Annotated in this window: 12 protein-coding genes, 1 tRNA gene and 2 pseudogenes; 9 read left to right on the top strand and 6 right to left on the bottom strand. The window is 43.6% G+C overall.

Translation table 11 applies throughout. From position 1 onward, the window contains the following. Positions 1-394 precede the first annotated feature (394 nt). The 3 genes from DV427_RS09365 to DV427_RS09515 form a co-directional block, all read right to left on the bottom strand. Positions 395-470 (bottom strand) — tRNA-Asn (locus DV427_RS09365). Between the two features lie 2,694 nt (positions 471-3,164). After that, positions 3,165-3,347: a hypothetical protein gene (locus DV427_RS09450; protein ID WP_162790306.1), complete on the bottom strand. Its 183-nt coding sequence runs from the start codon at positions 3,345-3,347 to the stop codon at positions 3,165-3,167. Between the two features lie 192 nt (positions 3,348-3,539). Next, on the bottom strand, positions 3,540-11,702 hold the full coding sequence (locus DV427_RS09515; protein ID WP_205334662.1) for a hypothetical protein: 8,163 nt from the start codon (positions 11,700-11,702) through the stop codon (positions 3,540-3,542). Here DV427_RS09515 and DV427_RS09430 point away from each other — a divergent pair. The 5 genes and pseudogenes from DV427_RS09430 to DV427_RS09330 form a co-directional block, all read left to right on the top strand. Next, a complete protein-coding gene (locus tag DV427_RS09430; RefSeq protein ID WP_162790237.1) occupies positions 11,659-12,279 on the top strand; it encodes a YadA family autotransporter adhesin in 621 nt (206 codons plus the stop codon). The two genes, DV427_RS09515 and DV427_RS09430, sit on opposite strands and share 44 nt — an antisense overlap. Positions 12,280-12,469: 190 nt before the next feature. Then, the gene (gene tnpA / locus DV427_RS09345; protein WP_114892148.1) at positions 12,470-12,934 is read left to right on the top strand and encodes an IS200/IS605 family transposase; all 465 of its coding nucleotides are present in this window, start codon (positions 12,470-12,472) and stop codon (positions 12,932-12,934) included. Between the two features lie 206 nt (positions 12,935-13,140). After that, the gene (locus DV427_RS09340) at positions 13,141-14,280 is read left to right on the top strand and encodes a DUF2827 family protein (protein ID WP_114892147.1); all 1,140 of its coding nucleotides are present in this window, start codon (positions 13,141-13,143) and stop codon (positions 14,278-14,280) included. 57 nt (positions 14,281-14,337) lie between these two features. Next, positions 14,338-15,579, top strand: a complete 1,242-nt coding sequence (locus DV427_RS09335) for a hypothetical protein (RefSeq protein ID WP_114892146.1) — start codon at positions 14,338-14,340, stop codon at positions 15,577-15,579. 129 nt (positions 15,580-15,708) lie between these two features. Continuing rightward, positions 15,709-16,143, top strand: a pseudogene (locus DV427_RS09330) (DUF2827 family protein); the annotation flags it as partial. A 43-nt stretch (positions 16,144-16,186) separates the two neighbouring features. Here DV427_RS09330 and DV427_RS09325 read toward each other — a convergent pair. From DV427_RS09325 to zevA, 3 genes and pseudogenes are all read right to left on the bottom strand, one after another. After that, a pseudogene (locus DV427_RS09325) lies at positions 16,187-16,642 on the bottom strand (IS3 family transposase); the annotation flags it as partial. 116 nt (positions 16,643-16,758) lie between these two features. Beyond that, the gene (gene zevB / locus DV427_RS09320; protein WP_114892145.1) at positions 16,759-17,733 is read right to left on the bottom strand and encodes a zinc transporter permease subunit ZevB; all 975 of its coding nucleotides are present in this window, start codon (positions 17,731-17,733) and stop codon (positions 16,759-16,761) included. A 2-nt stretch (positions 17,734-17,735) separates the two neighbouring features. After that, positions 17,736-18,356: a zinc transporter binding subunit ZevA gene (zevA, locus tag DV427_RS09315; RefSeq protein ID WP_114892144.1), complete on the bottom strand. Its 621-nt coding sequence runs from the start codon at positions 18,354-18,356 to the stop codon at positions 17,736-17,738. A gap of 325 nt (positions 18,357-18,681) precedes the next feature. Here zevA and DV427_RS09310 point away from each other — a divergent pair, with 325 nt between their 5' ends. The 4 genes from DV427_RS09310 to DV427_RS09295 all read left to right on the top strand — a co-directional run bounded on the left by DV427_RS09310 (position 18,682) and on the right by DV427_RS09295 (position 21,559). After that, entirely contained in the window at positions 18,682-18,987 is a 306-nt protein-coding gene (locus tag DV427_RS09310; protein ID WP_114892143.1) for a type II toxin-antitoxin system RelE/ParE family toxin, read from the top strand. A 10-nt stretch (positions 18,988-18,997) separates the two neighbouring features. After that, complete coding sequence (locus DV427_RS09305) at positions 18,998-19,321, top strand: HigA family addiction module antitoxin (RefSeq protein WP_114892142.1); 324 nt, start codon at positions 18,998-19,000, stop codon at positions 19,319-19,321. 164 nt (positions 19,322-19,485) lie between these two features. Next, on the top strand, positions 19,486-21,156 hold the full coding sequence (ettA, locus tag DV427_RS09300) for an energy-dependent translational throttle protein EttA (RefSeq protein ID WP_114892141.1): 1,671 nt from the start codon (positions 19,486-19,488) through the stop codon (positions 21,154-21,156). A gap of 61 nt (positions 21,157-21,217) precedes the next feature. Beyond that, entirely contained in the window at positions 21,218-21,559 is a 342-nt protein-coding gene (locus DV427_RS09295) for a SirB2 family protein (protein ID WP_114892140.1), read from the top strand. Positions 21,560-21,561 lie beyond the last annotated feature (2 nt).

The raw sequence follows: 21,561 nt of genomic DNA, 5'->3' as shown, positions 1-21,561 counted from the left end.
TTTTGAATAATGTCTATTTTAGCATATTTAATGTGTAAAATTGATCAGGCAAAAATCTAAGTTTTACACAGACTTAGCGATGTCAAGAGGAAGATGTCACAAATTCATAAAAAAAACTTTAATTTTTTACTAGACAAAACTTAACATATTGATTTTAAATTAAAATTTTATTTTAGGCTAATCTGTAATCAAGATTGAACAATCCTTGTAAGAACAAGGGATCCGCAAAATTTTAAAAAGTTAATCCACAAAGTTATCCACAGGCTCTGTGGATAGAAAAAAGAGAGGATTCTGATAAAAATAAAGCCCATCAACATGATGGGCTCAAAATCTTTTGGTTGCTAATTTAGAATTTGTAAAAGGAGACAAACAAATTCTAAACCAAAAGAAAAATTGGCTCCTCCTGCTGGACTTGAACCAGCGACATATGGATTAACAGTCCACCGTTCTACCGACTGAACTAAGGAGGAATAAACTTTGTATCACAAGGAACAGGGCGCGCATTTTAATGATAAGAAAAACTCTTGTCAACAAAAAACTATAGTAATTTAGACCCAATTTGCACATCATCTATTTAAACTAAATATTTTCATATTTTTAACATCTTATCTTTACAAATCTTTACAAAAAAGTGATGGTTATATCATCATTAATATGGCAGAATGCAGCGTTTTTTAGATGGCATAAGTATATCTAAAAGTATTTGATGTATATAATTTAACTTATTGAGGATTATTGATGAATCGCATATTTAAAGTTATTTGGAATAAGACAACACAAAGAACAGAAGTAGTATCTGAACTAGCTAGAGGCATGGCTAAATCCTCTTCTAGCTCTGTGGTAAATACAACTAAATTAGTTAAACCTGTGTTAAAACTTTCGCTACTCTCAATTTGCTTATGCTATCCAACATGGGTAATGGCAGAGACAAATACCGATGATGGACGTTTTACATTAATAAATAGGGGACTTCTGCTAGATAAAAATAATGGCAAATATATTTTGGGCGTCTATGATCCAAGTACGGGTTCTTTTGGCTTTGGTAAAGCTCAAGTAGGAACGAAGGATGAGGTATCTCAGAGTGGTAAGATTATTAAACCTGCAGCTGTAGGTAATTTTCAACTTGCTATTGGACATGACACACTTATTGCCTCTGGTTATAAAGGTATTGCTATTGGTTCTAACTATGATTCATCCGCATCAGATGGTCGTAGAGAATATTATTTTAGCCCACTTGATGGGCGTCAAGGTGGCACACAGGGAGCATATGCCATTAGCTTAGGCTCAGGGGCTCAAGCAATTGGGCGTCATACATTGGCTCTAGGAGCAAATAGCGGTAATGGCGGTGCTTATAACGGATATGATGACGCGGTTTTCTTAGGTTCGCTTTCTCGTATTAAATCAGTAGGTCAAGGACGTGAGAACGATAATATTAATGTTAACGACCTTGAAACTAAGTATACAGAGGCAGTTAAAGCGTACAATGCAAGTCAAACTCAGGATGCCTTAAATAAGGTTATTGAAGCTGGCAGAAACATAAACAATGCTGCATTAAATAAAGTAGAAGGGATGACTATCAAATCTAATGTTGCTCATCCATCTACAGCAGGTAAATTTACGACACAAACTGAACAAGTTTCTCAAGTTAATGGTTCTTCTGGTACTAAAACCGTTTCTATTCTTTCTGTAGGTGGCAAAGATGGTAATAATACGATGTATCGCCAAATTCAAAACGTGGCTGCAGGTCGTATTGCCTATGACAGTAACGATGCGGTAACCGGTTCGCAACTTTATTATGTGAGAAATTATACCGGTTGGAATATTGCGCATTATGATGATGTAACAAAGTCTACCACGACAACAGGGCGCGTTAATAATGATCATACAGTTATTTTTAAACCGGGTGATTATACAGATGTATATACAACCTTAGACTCAAACAATCAAAGCTCGGTAAATATTGATGTAAAAACAGCTGGTTTAGAGGCTAAAAAAGCTGATAACAGAATTACATCGATTAACATAATAGAAACTGTTGGAGCTGACGCTAGTAAAACCGTAGCAAAAACTACTACCGTAAAAAAAGTATTAGAAGAATTTAATAAGATTAAAGCCGATGAAGTAGATATCAAGGGATATTCTCATGTTAATTCCAATGGAAATAAGAGAGAGGAAGCTTTAACTACATCAGACGATAAGGGTAATGTAACTAACGTAACCTTCAATTATGAAGGTCACAATAATAGTAGCATTACCAATGCATCGCAGGGTGTAACAAAAGACAATAATGGTAAATATGCCGAAGCAAGTGGGGCACAGGCAGATCGTTCTATAGCAACTGGTATCTATGCAAATGCTCTTGCTAAAGATTCTATTGCAATTGGTACTGGAGCAAACGTTAATAACTTTTGGGGAAGCCACTTTAGTGAATCAATTAATGGAATTGCCATTGGTAAGCTTGCTCAAGTTGAGGGTTCAGCTGGCGCAATTGCATTTGGTGCAGGTAGTACTATTCTACGTTATGACCCATACAATGTAGGTTCTGCAAATGCTATTGCTATTGGTAATGGTAGTAAAATCACTGCTGCAAGCGGTGCAGTCGCGATTGGTAATAAGGCTAATATTACAGCTGTAAGTAGTGGAACAGGTAACGGTGCGGTAAACGCAGTAGCTATTGGTAATGAAGCAACAGTTCAACGTGAAAATTCGATTGCCCTAGGTAATTCCACTGTAGCGAAACGTGAGAATTCTGTTGCGATAGGTACAAATGTAACGGTAGAAAGAGAAAACTCTGTTGTTATTGGTCAAAATGCAAAAGGAGAACAAGAAAGAGTTGTTGCTATAGGTGCGTATGCTGTTGCAAAAGGCGATAGAACTGTAGCAATTGGCCCAGAAGCAACAGCAAATGGCTCAAGATCCATTGTAATCGGAGGTATTGGCGATGCAAAAGCGACTGCAGAGAAAGACTACTCCATTGTTATCGGTAATGGAGCGCAAGCAACAGACAATGCAACATATTCTGTTACTTTAGGTAACAATGCTAAAACAGCTGGAGCAACAGGGATTAGTATTGGTGATCGAGCTCAAGTGGTAGCGTCTGCTGCAAATGGGATTGCGCTAGGTCAAAGTGCGGTTGCTAATAATTCAGGTGATATTGCTATTGGTCAATCTTCAAGTACATCGACTAAACATACAGTAAGTGATATCAAGATTGGTGATACAACCTTATCTAAAGGCGTTGCTGCAACCGATAATGGCACTGTAAGTTTTGGTAAAGACAATGTTAAACGCCAGATCCAAAATGTTGGAGCTGGTGAAATCTCTGAGACATCGAGTGATGTAATCACTGGTTCACAACTTTACTATGTAATTAAAGCAGCTGACGAAATTGCTAAAACGGAATATACGTTCAAAGTAAATGGCGTTGACAAGAAAATCATGCGTAACAATGGCACATCAACAACTAATAATGCTAATAATACGCTTGATTTCAGAGCTGGCGATGGGTTAGAGGTTGTATATGAAAATAATGCAGTAACTTACAAATTAAATGCTGCTTCTAACCAAGCAATTACAGATGCTAAAAATGCGGCAACCACTGTAACTAATAGCCTCCAAGAGATCAATAGATCTGTTGCACGTGCAGAAACAGCAGCTTCAGCAGCAAGCACATCTGCATCAGCGGCAAACAGCTCCGCAACCGCAGCAAGCACTTCTGCATCAGCAGCGAACAGCTCAGCAACGGCAGCAAGCACATCTGCTTCAGCAGCAAATAGCTCAGCAACGGCAGCGTCAACGTCTGCTTCAGCAGCAAATAGCTCAGCAACGGCAGCAAGCACTTCTGCATCAGCAGCGAACAGCTCCGCAACCGCAGCGTCAACGTCTGCATCAGCAGCGAACAGCTCCGCAACCGCAGCGTCAACGTCTGCATCAGCAGCGAATAGCTCAGCAACCGCGGCAAGCACTTCTGCGTCAGCAGCGAATAGCTCAGCAACCGCAGCTTCAACGTCTGCCTCAGCAGCAAATAGCTCCGCAACCGCAGCGTCAACTTCTGCATCGGCAGCAAATAGCTCAGCAACCGCGGCAAGCACATCTGCATCAGCAGCAAATAGCTCCGCAACGGCAGCTTCAACTTCTGCATCAGCAGCGAATAGCTCAGCGACGGCAGCTTCAACTTCTGCATCAGCGGCAAACAGCTCCGCAACCGCAGCAAGCACTTCTGCATCAGCAGCGAACAGCTCAGCAACGGCAGCAAGCACATCTGCATCAGCAGCGAATAGCTCAGCAACGGCAGCAAGCACATCTGCATCGGCAGCAAATAGCTCCGCAACGGCAGCTTCAACTTCTGCATCAGCAGCGAATAGCTCAGCAACGGCAGCAAGCACATCTGCATCAGCAGCGAACAGCTCAGCAACGGCAGCAAGCACATCTGCATCGGCAGCGAATAGCTCCGCAACGGCAGCGTCAACGTCTGCGTCAGCAGCGAATAGCTCCGCAACCGCAGCTTCAACTTCTGCATCAGCAGCAAATAGCTCAGCAACCGCAGCGTCAACGTCTGCATCAGCAGCAAATAGCTCAGCAACCGCAGCGTCAACGTCTGCATCAGCAGCGAATAGCTCAGCAACGGCAGCAAGCACTTCTGCTTCAGCAGCAAATAGCTCAGCAACGGCAGCAAGCACATCTGCTTCAGCAGCAAATAGCTCAGCAACCGCAGCAAGCACATCTGCATCAGCAGCGAACAGCTCCGCAACCGCAGCAAGCACTTCTGCATCAGCAGCAAACAGCTCAGCAACGGCAGCGTCAACTTCTGCATCAGCAGCGAACAGCTCAGCAACGGCAGCAAGCACATCTGCATCAGCAGCGAACAGCTCAGCAACGGCAGCAAGCACATCTGCATCAGCAGCGAATAGCTCAGCAACGGCAGCAAGCACATCTGCATCGGCAGCAAATAGCTCAGCAACCGCAGCGTCAACGTCTGCTTCAGCAGCAAATAGCTCCGCAACGGCAGCTTCAACTTCTGCATCAGCAGCGAATAGCTCAGCAACGGCAGCAAGCACATCTGCATCAGCAGCGAACAGCTCAGCAACGGCAGCAAGCACATCTGCATCGGCAGCAAATAGCTCAGCAACCGCGGCAAGCACTTCTGCGTCAGCAGCGAACAGCTCAGCAACGGCAGCAAGCACATCTGCATCAGCAGCAAATAGCTCAGCGACGGCAGCTTCAACTTCTGCATCGGCAGCGAATAGCTCCGCAACCGCAGCGTCAACGTCTGCTTCAGCAGCAAACAGCTCAGCAACGGCAGCAAACACATCTGCATCAGCAGCAAATAGCTCAGCGACGGCAGCTTCAACTTCTGCATCGGCAGCGAATAGCTCCGCAACCGCAGCTTCAACGTCTGCTTCAGCAGCAAACAGCTCAGCGACGGCAGCTTCAACTTCTGCATCGGCAGCGAATAGCTCCGCAACGGCAGCGTCAACGTCTGCGTCAGCAGCGAATAGCTCCGCAACCGCAGCTTCAACTTCTGCATCAGCAGCAAATAGCTCAGCAACCGCAGCGTCAACGTCTGCATCAGCAGCAAATAGCTCAGCAACCGCAGCGTCAACGTCTGCATCAGCAGCGAATAGCTCAGCAACGGCAGCAAGCACATCTGCATCAGCAGCGAACAGCTCAGCAACGGCAGCAAGCACATCTGCATCAGCAGCGAATAGCTCAGCAACGGCAGCTTCAACGTCTGCATCAGCAGCGAATAGCTCCGCAACCGCAGCTTCAACGTCTGCTTCAGCAGCAAACAGCTCAGCAACGGCAGCAAGCACATCTGCATCAGCAGCAAACAGCTCAGCAACCGCGGCAAGCACATCTGCATCAGCAGCAAATAGCTCAGCAACCGCAGCAAGCACATCTGCTTCAGCAGCAAATAGCTCAGCGACGGCAGCTTCAACGTCTGCATCAGCAGCAAATAGCTCAGCAACCGCAGCAAGCACATCTGCATCAGCAGCGAATAGCTCCGCAACGGCAGCGTCAACGTCTGCGTCAGCAGCGAATAGCTCCGCAACCGCAGCTTCAACTTCTGCATCAGCAGCAAATAGCTCAGCAACCGCAGCGTCAACGTCTGCATCAGCAGCAAATAGCTCAGCAACCGCAGCGTCAACGTCTGCATCAGCAGCGAATAGCTCAGCAACGGCAGCAAGCACATCTGCATCAGCAGCGAACAGCTCAGCAACGGCAGCAAGCACATCTGCATCAGCAGCGAATAGCTCAGCAACGGCAGCTTCAACGTCTGCATCAGCAGCGAATAGCTCAGCAACCGCAGCAAGCACATCTGCTTCAGCAGCAAATAGCTCAGCGACGGCAGCTTCAACGTCTGCATCAGCAGCAAATAGCTCAGCGACGGCAGCGTCAACGTCTGCTTCAGCAGCGAATAGCTCAGCAACCGCAGCAAGCACATCTGCATCAGCAGCGAATAGCTCAGCAACCGCAGCGTCAACGTCTGCATCAGCAGCGAACAGCTCAGCAACGGCAGCGTCAACGTCTGCATCAGCAGCAAATAGCTCAGCAACCGCAGCAAGCACATCTGCATCAGCAGCAAATAGCTCCGCAACGGCAGCAAGCACTTCTGCATCAGCAGCAAATAGCTCCGCAACGGCAGCTTCAACGTCTGCATCAGCAGCGAACAGCTCCGCGACAGCGGCAAGCACTTCTGCTTCAGCAGCAAATAGCTCCGCAACGGCAGCGTCAACTTCTGCATCAGCAGCAAATAGCTCCGCAACCGCAGCAAGCACTTCTGCATCAGCAGCAAATAGCTCCGCGACAGCTGCAAGCACTTCTGCATCAGCAGCAAATAGCTCCGCGACAGCGGCAAGCACATCTGCATCAGCAGCAAATAGCTCCGCAACGGCAGCTTCAACGTCTGCATCAGCAGCGAACAGCTCCGCGACAGCGGCAAGCACTTCTGCATCAGCAGCAAATAGCTCAGCAACCGCAGCAAGCACATCTGCATCAGCAGCGAACAGCTCCGCAACCGCAGCAAGCACTTCTGCATCAGCAGCAAACAGCTCAGCAACGGCAGCGTCAACTTCTGCATCAGCAGCGAACAGCTCAGCAACGGCAGCAAGCACATCTGCATCAGCAGCAAACAGCTCAGCGACGGCAGCTTCAACTTCTGCATCGGCAGCGAATAGCTCCGCAACGGCAGCGTCAACGTCTGCGTCAGCAGCGAATAGCTCCGCAACCGCAGCTTCAACTTCTGCATCAGCAGCAAATAGCTCAGCAACCGCAGCGTCAACGTCTGCATCAGCAGCAAATAGCTCAGCAACCGCAGCGTCAACGTCTGCATCAGCAGCGAATAGCTCAGCAACGGCAGCAAGCACATCTGCATCAGCAGCGAACAGCTCAGCAACGGCAGCAAGCACATCTGCATCAGCAGCGAATAGCTCAGCAACGGCAGCTTCAACGTCTGCATCAGCAGCGAATAGCTCCGCAACCGCAGCTTCAACGTCTGCTTCAGCAGCAAACAGCTCAGCAACGGCAGCAAGCACATCTGCATCAGCAGCGAACAGCTCAGCAACGGCAGCAAGCACATCTGCATCAGCAGCGAATAGCTCAGCAACGGCAGCTTCAACGTCTGCATCAGCAGCGAATAGCTCCGCAACCGCAGCTTCAACGTCTGCTTCAGCAGCAAACAGCTCAGCAACGGCAGCAAGCACATCTGCATCAGCAGCAAACAGCTCAGCAACCGCGGCAAGCACATCTGCATCAGCAGCAAATAGCTCAGCAACCGCAGCAAGCACATCTGCTTCAGCAGCAAATAGCTCAGCGACGGCAGCTTCAACGTCTGCATCAGCAGCAAATAGCTCAGCAACCGCAGCAAGCACATCTGCATCGGCAGCGAATAGCTCCGCAACGGCAGCGTCAACGTCTGCGTCAGCAGCGAATAGCTCCGCAACCGCAGCTTCAACTTCTGCATCAGCAGCAAATAGCTCAGCAACCGCAGCGTCAACGTCTGCATCAGCAGCAAATAGCTCAGCAACCGCAGCGTCAACGTCTGCATCAGCAGCGAATAGCTCAGCAACGGCAGCGTCAACTTCTGCATCAGCAGCAAATAGCTCCGCAACCGCAGCAAGCACTTCTGCATCAGCAGCAAATAGCTCCGCGACAGCTGCAAGCACTTCTGCATCAGCAGCAAATAGCTCCGCGACAGCGGCAAGCACATCTGCATCAGCAGCAAATAGCTCCGCAACGGCAGCTTCAACGTCTGCATCAGCAGCGAACAGCTCCGCGACAGCGGCAAGCACTTCTGCATCAGCAGCAAATAGCTCCGCGACAGCTGCAAGCACTTCTGCATCAGCAGCAAATAGCTCCGCGACAGCGGCAAGCACATCTGCATCAGCAGCAAATAGCTCCGCAACGGCAGCTTCAACGTCTGCATCAGCAGCGAACAGCTCCGCGACAGCGGCAAGCACTTCTGCTTCAGCAGCAAATAGCTCCGCAACCGCAGCAAGCACATCTGCATCAGCAGCAAATAGCTCCGCAACGGCAGCGTCAACTTCTGCATCAGCAGCAAATAGCTCCGCAACCGCAGCAAGCACTTCTGCATCAGCAGCAAATAGCTCCGCGACAGCGGCAAGCACTTCTGCATCAGCAGCAAATAGCTCCGCGACAGCGGCAAGCACATCTGCATCAGCAGCGAACAGCTCAGCAACGGCAGCTTCAACTTCTGCATCAGCAGCGAACAGCTCAGCAACCGCAGCAAGCACATCTGCATCAGCAGCAAATAGCTCCGCAACCGCAGCAAGCACATCTGCATCAGCAGCAAATAGCTCAGCAACGGCAGCGTCAACTTCTGCATCAGCAGCGAATAGCTCCGCAACGGCAGCTTCAACGTCTGCATCAGCAGCGGACAGCTCAGCAACCGCAGCAAGCACATCAGCTTCAGCAGCAAATAGCTCCGCAACGGCAGCTTCAACTTCTGCATCAGCAGCGAACAGCTCCGCAACCGCAGCAAGCACATCTGCATCAGCAGCAAATAGCTCCGCAACGGCAGCAAGCACGTCTGCATCAGCAGCAAATAGCTCAGCAACCGCAGCTTCAACTTCTGCATCAGCAGCAAATAGCTCCGCAACCGCAGCAAGCACATCAGCATCTGCGGCAAGCTCTTCAGCAACTGCAGCAAGTACATCAGCATCAGCGGCAAGCTCTTCAGCAACGGCAGCAAGCACATCAGCTTCAGCAGCGAACAGCTCCGCGACAGCGGCAAGCACTTCTGCATCAGCAGCAAATAGCTCCGCGACAGCGGCAAGCACTTCTGCATCAGCAGCAAATAGCTCCGCGACAGCGGCAAGCACATCTGCATCAGCAGCAAATAGCTCCGCAACGGCAGCGTCAACTTCTGCCTCAGCAGCGAACAGCTCCGCAACGGCAGCAAGCACATCAGCTTCAGCAGCAAATAGCTCCGCAACGGCAGCGTCAACTTCTGCATCAGCAGCAAATAGCTCCGCAACCGCAGCAAGCACTTCTGCATCAGCAGCAAATAGCTCCGCGACAGCTGCAAGCACTTCTGCATCAGCAGCAAATAGCTCCGCGACAGCGGCAAGCACATCTGCATCAGCAGCGAACAGCTCCGCAACGGCAGCTTCAACTTCTGCATCAGCAGCGAACAGCTCCGCAACGGCAGCTTCAACGTCTGCATCAGCAGCGAACAGCTCCGCAACGGCAGCTTCAACGTCTGCATCAGCAGCAAATAGCTCCGCAACGGCAGCTTCAACGTCTGCATCAGCAGCGAACAGCTCCGCGACAGCGGCAAGCACTTCTGCTTCAGCAGCAAATAGCTCCGCAACGGCAGCGTCAACTTCTGCATCAGCAGCAAATAGCTCAGCAACCGCAGCTTCAACTTCTGCATCAGCAGCAAATAGCTCCGCAACCGCAGCAAGCACATCAGCATCTGCGGCAAGCTCTTCAGCAACTGCAGCAAGTACATCAGCATCAGCGGCAAGCTCTTCAGCAACGGCAGCAAGCACATCAGCTTCAGCAGCAAATAGCTCAGCAACGGCAGCAAGCACTTCTGCATCAGCAGCCAACAGCTCAGCAACGGCAGCAAGCACTTCTGCATCAGCAGCAAATAGCTCAGCAACCGCAGCAAGCACATCTGCATCAGCAGCAAATAGCTCCGCAACGGCAGCAAGCACTTCTGCATCAGCAGCAAATAGCTCCGCAACGGCAGCTTCAACGTCTGCATCAGCAGCGAACAGCTCCGCGACAGCGGCAAGCACTTCTGCTTCAGCAGCAAATAGCTCCGCAACGGCAGCGTCAACTTCTGCATCAGCAGCAAATAGCTCCGCAACCGCAGCAAGCACTTCTGCATCAGCAGCAAATAGCTCCGCGACAGCTGCAAGCACTTCTGCATCAGCAGCAAATAGCTCCGCGACAGCGGCAAGCACATCTGCATCAGCAGCAAATAGCTCCGCAACGGCAGCTTCAACGTCTGCATCAGCAGCGAACAGCTCCGCGACAGCGGCAAGCACTTCTGCATCAGCAGCAAATAGCTCCGCGACAGCGGCAAGCACTTCTGCATCAGCAGCAAATAGCTCCGCGACAGCGGCAAGCACATCTGCATCAGCAGCAAATAGCTCCGCAACGGCAGCGTCAACTTCTGCCTCAGCAGCGAACAGCTCCGCAACGGCAGCAAGCACATCAGCTTCAGCAGCAAATAGCTCCGCAACGGCAGCGTCAACTTCTGCATCAGCAGCAAATAGCTCCGCAACCGCAGCAAGCACTTCTGCATCAGCAGCAAATAGCTCCGCGACAGCGGCAAGCACTTCTGCATCAGCAGCAAATAGCTCCGCGACAGCGGCAAGCACATCTGCATCAGCAGCGAACAGCTCCGCAACGGCAGCTTCAACTTCTGCATCAGCAGCGAACAGCTCCGCAACGGCAGCTTCAACGTCTGCATCAGCAGCGAACAGCTCCGCAACGGCAGCTTCAACGTCTGCATCAGCAGCAAATAGCTCCGCAACGGCAGCTTCAACGTCTGCATCAGCAGCGAACAGCTCCGCGACAGCGGCAAGCACTTCTGCTTCAGCAGCAAATAGCTCCGCAACGGCAGCGTCAACTTCTGCATCAGCAGCGAACAGCTCTGCAACCGCAGCTTCAACGTCTGCATCGGCAGCAAATAGCTCCGCAACGGCAGCAAGCACTTCTGCATCAGCAGCAAATAGCTCCGCAACGGCAGCTTCAACGTCTGCATCAGCAGCGAACAGCTCCGCGACAGCGGCAAGCACTTCTGCTTCAGCAGCAAATAGCTCCGCAACGGCAGCGTCAACTTCTGCATCAGCAGCAAATAGCTCCGCAACCGCAGCAAGCACTTCTGCATCAGCAGCAAATAGCTCCGCGACAGCTGCAAGCACTTCTGCATCAGCAGCAAATAGCTCCGCGACAGCGGCAAGCACATCTGCATCAGCAGCAAATAGCTCCGCAACGGCAGCTTCAACGTCTGCATCAGCAGCGAACAGCTCAGCAACGGCAGCTTCAACTTCTGCATCAGCAGCGGATAGCTCAGCAACTGCAGCAAGCACGTCTGCGTCTGCAGCAGGTTCATCTGCGACAGCGGCTGCATCTTCTGCAACTGCAGCAGAAAGCTCTGCGAAACGTATTGATGATTCTGGTTTGATCAGTAAAGATGGCAAAACAGCATTTGCAGCAGATAACACCAGCAAACGTGATAGTGCTAAAGCGAAAGGTAAAGATGCAACAGCTATTGGCTATGGTGCGAATGCAAGTGACGAAAATAGCACTGCGTTAGGTAATAACTCACAAGCTTCAGGTAAAAACTCAACAGCTGTGGGTCAAGGTGCTAAAGCTACTGCAAATAACTCTGTAGCACTTGGTAAAGGCTCTGTAGCGAATGAAGCGAATACCGTTTCAGTAGGTAGCCAAGGCAATGAGCGTCGTGTAACGAATGTTGCGGATCCAATCCGTAGCACTGATGCAGCGAATAAACAATATGTTGATCGTTCAGTTGGTGCAGTTCGTAGCGAATTGAATAAAACTGATAAGAAACTTCGTGGTGGTATCGCAGGAGCAACAGCTATAGCGAATATTCCACAAGTGACTAAACCAGGTGGCTTAGTGCTTGGTCTTGGTGTAGGTAACTACAGAGGTCAAAGTGCGGTAGCTGTAGGTTACTCTCGTGCGAGCGATAACAATCGTGTTATCTTCAAAATGAGTGGCGCGGTAACTACACAAGGTGACTACAATGTTGGCGCAGGTGTTGGTTACCAATGGTAATTAAGCGCTAATTAGTGAATAAATCACTCGGGGTAACCCGAGTGATTTTATTATAGCCAGACGAAAGTCTGGCTATAAAAACCATACGCTATGCGTATGGAGCCAAATAGCTTAAGCGATGAATAGAAAAAATCCTCGCTATATAATGAACAAGGCTGACAACCAAAATTCAACATATAGGAGGATTATCATGGTAAGTAAAACCAGTGACGATTTAAGTCTATCACACACAAAATGGAACTGTAAGTATCACATTGTATTTATCCCGAAGTACAGAAGAAAAGCAATTTATGGAAAGTTAAGAGCAGATATAGGTCAAATATTGAGGCAGCTATGTGACTATAAAAATGTGGAGATAATAGAAGCGCATGCAATGCCAGACCATATCCATATGCTCTTAAAAATCCCACCTAAAATATCAGTATCAGGTTTTATGGGCTACCTGAAGGGGAAATCAGCGCTGATGATTTTTGAAAGACACGCGAACTTAAAATATAGATATGGAAATAGGCATTTATGGGCGAAAGGATTTTTTGTAAGCACAGTAGGATTAAATACAAAAGTAGTAGAGGATTATATAAGAAACCAAGAAAAAGAAGATATGGTTCAAGATAATTTATCAACGAAAGAACATGTTCACCCCTTTAAGGGGTAATCAAGGGAATAATTAGACGCAGTTGTCAGTTCTCACAAGCCCCTTGAGGGGCTTGTGAAGTATAGGCCCTTATAGGGGAGCCTAAAAATCGCACGTTTTACGTGCGGATTGTTATTCTTTGATGGTTTTTATTTTTAAAATTTGACTAGAATAAGACCGCTTGTGAGAGCTATCAGATAATAAAATTAAAAAAAGTAGGAGTAAGTATGCGTAAATATAAAATTGGAATTACATTTAATTTAGAAGCTAAAGTTACAGATATTTGGGCAAATGGTGCGAACCAAAATGTCATTCATCTTTATCATTTGTTTCAACATTCCGACATTGTGGATGATGTGGTTTTAGTATCTTGGGGGCCAGAGAAAAGAACAACGCCTCCAGATGGGTTTATGTTGAATGATCTAGACTTAAAGTTTGCTTATATTAATGATGTGATTGATGAATTGGATGTGTTAATTGAAGGGACTCTTAGTATTGAACCTGCGCTTAGTAATAAAATGCATGAACATGGCGGGAAAGTTGTTTGTTATAAAATGGGGCCTGATTACATCATGGATATTGAAAACTTCATTTTTAATCAACCTGCTGGTCGTGTATTTAATGGAAGTAAGTTTGATAGTATCTGGTTAATTCCACAAAATGAAAATACTTGCCGCTCTTATTTTTCTATTATGTTTGAGTGTGATGCACATGTTGTTCCAGCAATTTGGGCACCTACATTTTGTGATATTGTAATTAAAAGGTTAAAAGAAAAGCATGGAATTGAATTTGGCTATAAGCCGAATAAAGATCGTAAAAAATGGCGAATTGCGAACTTTGAGCCAAATATTTTTATTTTCAAAAATTGTTTTACTCCTATTTTAATTGCAGAACAAGCTTATCGACAAGCGCCTGATAAAATTAAGCATGTTTATATTACAAATGTTTATCATAAAAAAGATCATCCTATTATGTTTAATTTTATTGGGAGAACGAAGGTATTGAAAGATGGAATTCTGACCGTAGAAGGGCGTTATCAAATGCCAGATTTCTTGTCTCGTTACACGGATATAGTGCTTGCCCATCAATGGGAAAATGGTTTGAATTATGCGTACAATGATGCGTTATATGGTGGTTATCCATTTGTACATAATTCAACGTTATTACCTAAAGGTGTCGGATATTATTATGAAGGTTTTGATGCATTTCATGGTGCGGATGTGTTATTAAATGTGATTGATAATCATGATAAGAACCATGAGGCGTACCAAAAACGTGCAAATGCATTTTTAGAGACATTGTTGCCAAGTAATCCTATAAATATTGCTATTTACGAGCGTGAAATTCAGCGCTTATTTGAAGAGTAATATATAAGTGCGGTTATTTAATCGCACTTTTTATCATATATAAATAAGGTATGTAAAATGAAAAGACTGATTTTAACAGCTCTAGATGATAATAATAAAATATGGTTTGAGAATCTAATTTCTTTCATTCTAAGTTTAAGAAGAACTAATTATAAAGGCGATATAGGCATCATTGATTATGGTTTATCTGAAGTTAAGAAAATATGTTTAAAAGAGCATGATATTAAAATTTTTGAGCCTACTTATGGTTGTAAAGAGCTGTTATTAGATAGACATATTTCTGCAGCTGATATTGCACAGAATTATAACTATGACCAAATTGCAGTATACGACTGTGATATTTGGTTTCCTTCTCATCATCTAGATATATTTGAACAGATTAAAAATGAAAAGAATCTTTATGCAACTTATGATGCGTGGCGTTGTACTTTTTTAGATAATTGTGTTGAATCTGAATCAAAAAAAACAGTTAGTGCCAAGATAGATGCTGTGGTTTCGAAAAATGGATATGTATGGCAAGTGGGAGTAATATTAGGATATAAAGAAGCTTGGTTGCTATATAAACAGTATATTGAAGAACAACTGAATATCAAAAACTATCTAAAACCTATTTATGGTGTTGATACTACTTTATTTAATTTATATGCACTGGATTCTGAAAAAGTAAGCTTTATCCATCAAAAATATAATTGCCCGCCTGTTTGGGGAATTGAATTAAAACATGATGAGGGTAATTTTGCCCCTTTGGTTAAAGGGGAATTTGTTCAAGGGATACATATAACAAGAAATCATCGCAATGATAAGATGTTAGCTTATCCTTATGTATTTGAAAGTTATTATCATCAGGAAGGAAAGAAATTTAATCTGAGAGAAAATAAGATATTTAATATAATTAAATCCTCTTTGACATGTTATCCTCCAGCTAAAGAAAATCTCACATTAGAATTAACTCAAGCAAATGCAAATGGAGGACATTTTTCAAGTGTTATATCTCAATCTAATGACGTTTATAAACCGGGTTGTTTAATGATTTCTGTGGCTGGAGATAGCTCATTTACACTAAAGAATACACACAATCATTCTGTAAGATTAGTATTTTTCTGTGAAAAAATAATTGGTTTTGGAGCATGTCTTTCAACATATTTTATTCGTGAGAATGGAGATAAGTTTTCTCCTGAATTACAATCACTTTATTATGTTGATTTAGTATCAAATGAAGAAATTCAATTTTGTACTAAAGAGCTAGATGTTGAAGGTAAACGCATTCGCTGGGTTTTTGATAATTTGCGTTTAATTTAGCTATATTTGCAAAGAGTTAGTAAAAATAAAATTCTTTTACTATATAATCAATGAGGCTGAGAAGCAATATTTAAAATTAAGCATTTTAAGTCAGTTATGAATTTATAAAAATATAGAAATTTCAGAGATTTATACATTACAAATGTTTATCATAAAAAAGATCATCCTATTATGTTTAATTTTATTGGGAGAACGAAGGTATTGAAAGATGGAATTCTGACCGTAGAAGGGCGTTATCAAATGCTAGATTTCTTGTCTCGTTACACGGATATAGTGCTTGCTCATCAATGGGAAAATGGCTTGAATTATGCATATAATGATGCGTTATATGGAGGATATCCATTTATTCATAACTCAAAATTAATTCCTAAAGGTGTTGGATATTATTATGACCAATTTGATGCTTTTGAAGGTGCGAAAGTATTACTGGATGTAATCGATAACCATGACAAGCATCATGAAGAATATGTTAAACGTGCAAATGAATATTTAGATTCTCAACTGCCAACTAACCCAGTTAATATTTATATGTATGAGAAAGAGATTAAGCGGTTATTTTCTTAATCTATCTTATAAAAATGATCTGACCCCAAAAAGTTAGACTGATTTAGTTCAAGGACTGAGTTCTGTAATTCACAGGGCTGAGTCCTTTTAGTTTCCCCTGAATGCGCTCATGGTTGTAATAATGAATATATTCATGAATCGTTTTTTCCAGTTGTTCGAACGTTTCAAATCGTTTTCCGTAATAACATTCCGTTTTTAATCGCCCAAAGAAACTTTCCATCGCACTGTTATCTAAACAATTCCCCTTCCTTGACATACTTTGTTGAATGCCATTCTCCCTGAGTATGTTTTGATAGCCTATCATCTGATACTGCCAACCTTGGTCCGAATGTAAAATCGGTTTTGCGCCTTCAAGCCTTGCTACAGCTTGTTTCATCATTCGGGTGATTTGCTCAAAGTTCGGGCTTCGCGCTAAATCATAAGCAATAATTTCATTGTTAAATAAATCCTTAATGGGGGATAAATAGAGCTTGCCTTCAGCACACTTGAATTCGGTAATGAATGCGGATTATGAGGTATTTTCTAATGAAATTTATATCTGACCGTTGTTTATAATTTAATAAAATATCAAGGCAAACTATTATCTCTCGATAATAAAATAGTTTTGATAGCTTACTAATTTCCAAATAAAATAGTGCCTCCATTTACTGGATTTAGTGTTCCATACAACAAGCTCAAGGCAAAAAATAGCATTATTCCACCTGCTATTAATTTTATGATGCTGTCGCTTTTTCCTTTCGTATGTTTTGAACCATACCAACGCCCTAAGTGAATCGCGGTATTTCTCGCATAACGTACAATCCCTGCGAAGGTTGACAGCATAAGTCCTGTGCCGAAAGACATGGCCAATACAGCCAAAATTCCCCAGCCATAAAGATCAAGCATATAAGCTAAAAATAAAACAAAAATTGCACCGCTACATGGTCGCATGCCAATTGTTAAAATGACGAGAAATTGTGATTTTAGATTGGTTGCTTGTGCAGTTTGTGTAGGGCTTGGTAAATGTTGGTGTCCACAGCTACAGGTGTTTGGTTGAAAAGTGCGGTTATTTTTCACCGCACTTTTTTCGTATAGGGGGAGGGGATTTAGGGATTTAATGGCTAATTTAGATTTTTTACGATAGGCACGTAAACCTTGCCAAATCCAATAACAGCCGAGAAATACTAATAATAGCAAGGCAGTTCTTTCTAACCAAAGCTGACTTAATTTGAAATAACGTGATGATAGATTTAGCACTACAACGAGCAATGTTGTTGCTGTAATCGCGACAATGCCTTGCATTAAGGAAGAAAGTAAGCTCAAGATAGTGCTTTGCTTTAATTGGCTTTCATGAGTGGAAAGATAGCTGGCGATAATAAATTTGCCGTGTCCTGGCCCGAGGGCATGGAGTACGCCGTAAACAAAGCTGGCAAAAATAAGCGTGATGCCGGCATTGATACTATTATTTTGAATTTGGTGTAGATTTTCCGAAATAAGCTGATTAAAATCTTTTTGCCATGCAGCAATATGTAAGAAAAACCAAGGGGAAAAATAGCCAAATAAGGCAAGTGCAATCACTAATAACACGAGCCCTGTTTTATACTTTTTCATTTCTACTCACATTGAATTATTATTTTTTGCGCGAACATCACGCCTAATGAATCATCTTCGTTCTTTTGGGATTTATCAAGTGAAGATGCGTAGGCTTGGATTTTTTCATCCACATTAGGTTCAATTAATTTTCCTTGGCAATTTTTTGGAAGTGCGGAAAAATCTACCGCACTTTTTGAGGCGTAAGTCATTGCCACATAATAAGTGGGATCGTAAGTTTGTAAGCTAAATGTGTTTTTTTCTAATTTTTGAGAATGGGCGAGTGGCACATCAAAATAATATTGCAGTTGTAATCCTTGGATTTTTACCCCGTAATTTTTGGGGTGAGGAGAATATTTGATTTTGTTATTTTGAGCATCATATAGATAGCTAAAATAATGTTCGCTCACAACATTTCCCATGACATCATCGATGAGTTTTTGCTGATCATTTTTTGTTTTAGCCTGTTTCATATCATAAATAACTGCGGACGAACTTGCTTCATCCAATGCCCATTTCATTGATAAGCCAGTGAGTTGATTATTTTCTATGATAGGCGTGGTTTGCATATCTATAAATGCATGGGGGTGAGCTAAAACACTACAACTAATGAATAGACCGAGTAATAATGAATACGTTTTCACAAAAAATCCTAATTATTTTGAACGTTAGCATTAGAAGTTGTTTATTCTACACGCAAAAACGAATTTTTCTGTCAAAAATGTTGATGTAAATCAAAAAAACTCTCAATAGCATTTCCCTTGTCTCTGAATATTCAGTAACATGACCCCCGTCAAGTGATTGCTTGATATTCATAAAGTTCCTAAATAAAATAATCATAAATATAGCTAAACTACTTTCCTGCCACCCGATTCGGGTGGTTTTTTTTATCTAAGTCGAAAGATGCACTCTTGCATTGTGCATTTATTCTTATTATGATCAACTCGAGTATAACCAAGAGAATAATAGATGTTTAATTTAAAGCGTGAGCATTTTAGAGATGATTATCTTTATAGGTTTTATCAATATGGTAATACTCATAGTAAGATTCCTTCTAATTTATCTAAAGTATTGGCAAGAAAATTGGATATGATAAGTGCTGCGGAAGATATCAATGATTTACGTTCTCCGCCGGCTAATCACTTAGAGTTGCTTGAGCCAAAAGAAAATAAAATTTATTCCATTCGAGTAAATAAACAATATCGCCTAATTTTTAAATATGAGAATAATGAAGTAAATAATTTATATTTAGATCCACATTCTTATAATTTATAAGGAAGATAATATGATGACGAGAAAACCCACCTCTGTTGGAGAAATTCTGCAAGAAGAGTTTTTAGAACCTTTAAGTCTTAAAATTAATGATTTAGCTCAAATTTTAGATGTACATCGTAATACGGCAAGTAATATCGTTAATAATAGTTCACGAATTACGCTAGAAATGGCAGTTAAACTTGCTAAAGCATTTGATACCACGCCTGAGTTTTGGCTTAATCTGCAAACACGTATTGATTTATGGGACCTTGAACACAATAAACGTTTTCAACAAAGTCTTGCAAATGTTAAGCCCGCTCTACATCGGCATGGTACTTCTACATTTGCAATGTAATTTAAGTCCTAAAGTGTCTATTTAATTTAGGGAGCTGCTTTACCCCTAAATATTTACAAGCGGTCAATTTCCGCGAAACTTTTGTAAAATCCTACTGCTTGTTTCCTATATTTCCGCCCTATTTTCCAGTAAAATGGGGCGTCATTTTTAATGAGGAATAATTAATGTCAACGCAATTTGTATATACGATGCATCGTGTCGGTAAAGTGGTGCCACCGAAGCGTCATATTTTGAAAGATATTTCTTTAAGCTTTTTCCCTGGTGCGAAGATCGGGGTTTTGGGTTTAAATGGTGCGGGTAAATCAACCCTTTTACGCATCATGGCGGGCGTAGATAAAGAATTTGAAGGGGAAGCTCGTCCGCAGCCAGGAATTAAAATTGGTTATCTTCCGCAAGAACCAAAATTAGAGCCGCAACAAACCGTGCGTGAAGCTGTGGAAGAAGCAGTTTCAGAAGTGAAAAATGCACTGAATCGTTTAGATGAAGTGTATGCGCTTTATGCGAATCCAGATGCGGATTTTGATAAATTAGCCGCAGAACAAGCGAACCTTGAGGCCATTATTCAAGCGCATGATGGGCATAATTTAGATAACCAATTAGAGCGTGCCGCAGATGCATTACGTTTACCTGATTGGGATGCCAAAATCGAACATTTATCAGGTGGTGAGCGTCGCCGTGTGGCACTTTGCCGCTTATTACTCGAAAAACCAGACATGCTCTTATTAGACGAACCAACTAACCACCTAGATGCAGAATCTGTGGCATGGTTAGAGCGTTTCTTACATGACTACGAGGGCACTGTTGTGGCAATTACCCACGACCGTTATTTCTTAGATAACGTAGCGGGCTGGATCTTAGAGCTTGACCGTGGTGAGGGTATTCCTTGGGAAGGCAACTATTCTTCTTGGTTAGAGCAAAAAGAGAAACGTTTAGAGCAAGAACAAGCGGCTGAAAATGCGCGTCAAAAATCTATTGCGAAAGAGTTGGAATGGGTGCGTCAAAATCCTAAAGGTCGCCAAGCGAAAAGCAAAGCACGTATGGCTCGTTTTGATGAATTGAACTCTGGCGAATATCAAAAACGAAACGAGACTAACGAACTCTTTATTCCGCCTGGTCCACGTTTGGGTGATAAAGTGATTGAAGTGCAAAACTTAACCAAATCTTATGGCGACCGCACTTTAATTGATGATTTATCCTTCAGTATTCCAAAAGGTGCAATCGTTGGGATTATCGGGGCAAATGGTGCGGGTAAATCAACCTTATTCCGTATGTTGTCAGGTCAAGAACAACCAGATTCAGGCTCTGTGACAATGGGCGAAACCGTTGTGCTTGCGTCTGTGGATCAATTCCGTGACTCAATGGATGACAAGAAAACCGTGTGGGAAGAAGTGTCTAACGGACAAGATATTCTGACCATTGGTAACTTTGAAATTCCAAGCCGTGCGTATGTTGGACGCTTCAACTTCAAAGGCGTAGATCAACAAAAACGCGTAGGCGAATTATCGGGTGGTGAACGTGGTCGTTTACATTTAGCTAAACTTCTACAACGTGGTGGTAACGTGCTGTTATTGGACGAACCAACCAATGACTTAGACGTTGAAACCTTGCGTGCCTTAGAAAATGCGATTTTAGAATTCCCAGGCTGTGCAATGGTGATTTCCCATGACCGTTGGTTCTTAGACCGTATCGCAACGCATATTTTAGATTACGGTGATGAAGGTAAAATCACCTTCTATGAAGGTAACTTCTCAGACTACGAAGAGTGGAAAAAGAAAACCTTAGGCGATGCAGCGACTCAGCCACATCGTATTAAATATAAACGTATTGCGAAGTAATTTATATTGAGAAAGTGCGGTTGATGTTAACCGCACTTTTCTTACTTTTTTGGGAGTGATTATGCTAGTTTATTTACATATTTTTTTCGCCTTTTTAAGTTTTGCCTTGTTGGTGATTCGTGGCGCAATGCAGCTTACTGGCAAAAACTGGCGTTCGATAAAATTATTAAAAATTTTACCGCACTTATCAGATACCTTGTTGATTGTTTCTGGTGTTGTCATTTTATATCTCTTTGTTTTTGATATTGAATGGTGGTTGGTAGCTAAATTCGCATTACTGATTTTGTATATCGTGTTTGCTGCGAAATTTTTCAGTAAAAAAGTTTCTCAACCTAAACGCATTTTCTTTTGGCTTGCTTGCGTAAGTTTTATTGGTGCGATGTTAATTGCCTATCTGAAATAAAA

This window comes from Haemophilus haemolyticus (assembly GCF_003351405.1).
GTDB classification, from domain to species: Bacteria; Pseudomonadota; Gammaproteobacteria; order Enterobacterales; family Pasteurellaceae; genus Haemophilus; species Haemophilus haemolyticus_N.
This window is presented reverse-complemented; position numbering and strand designations above follow the sequence as displayed.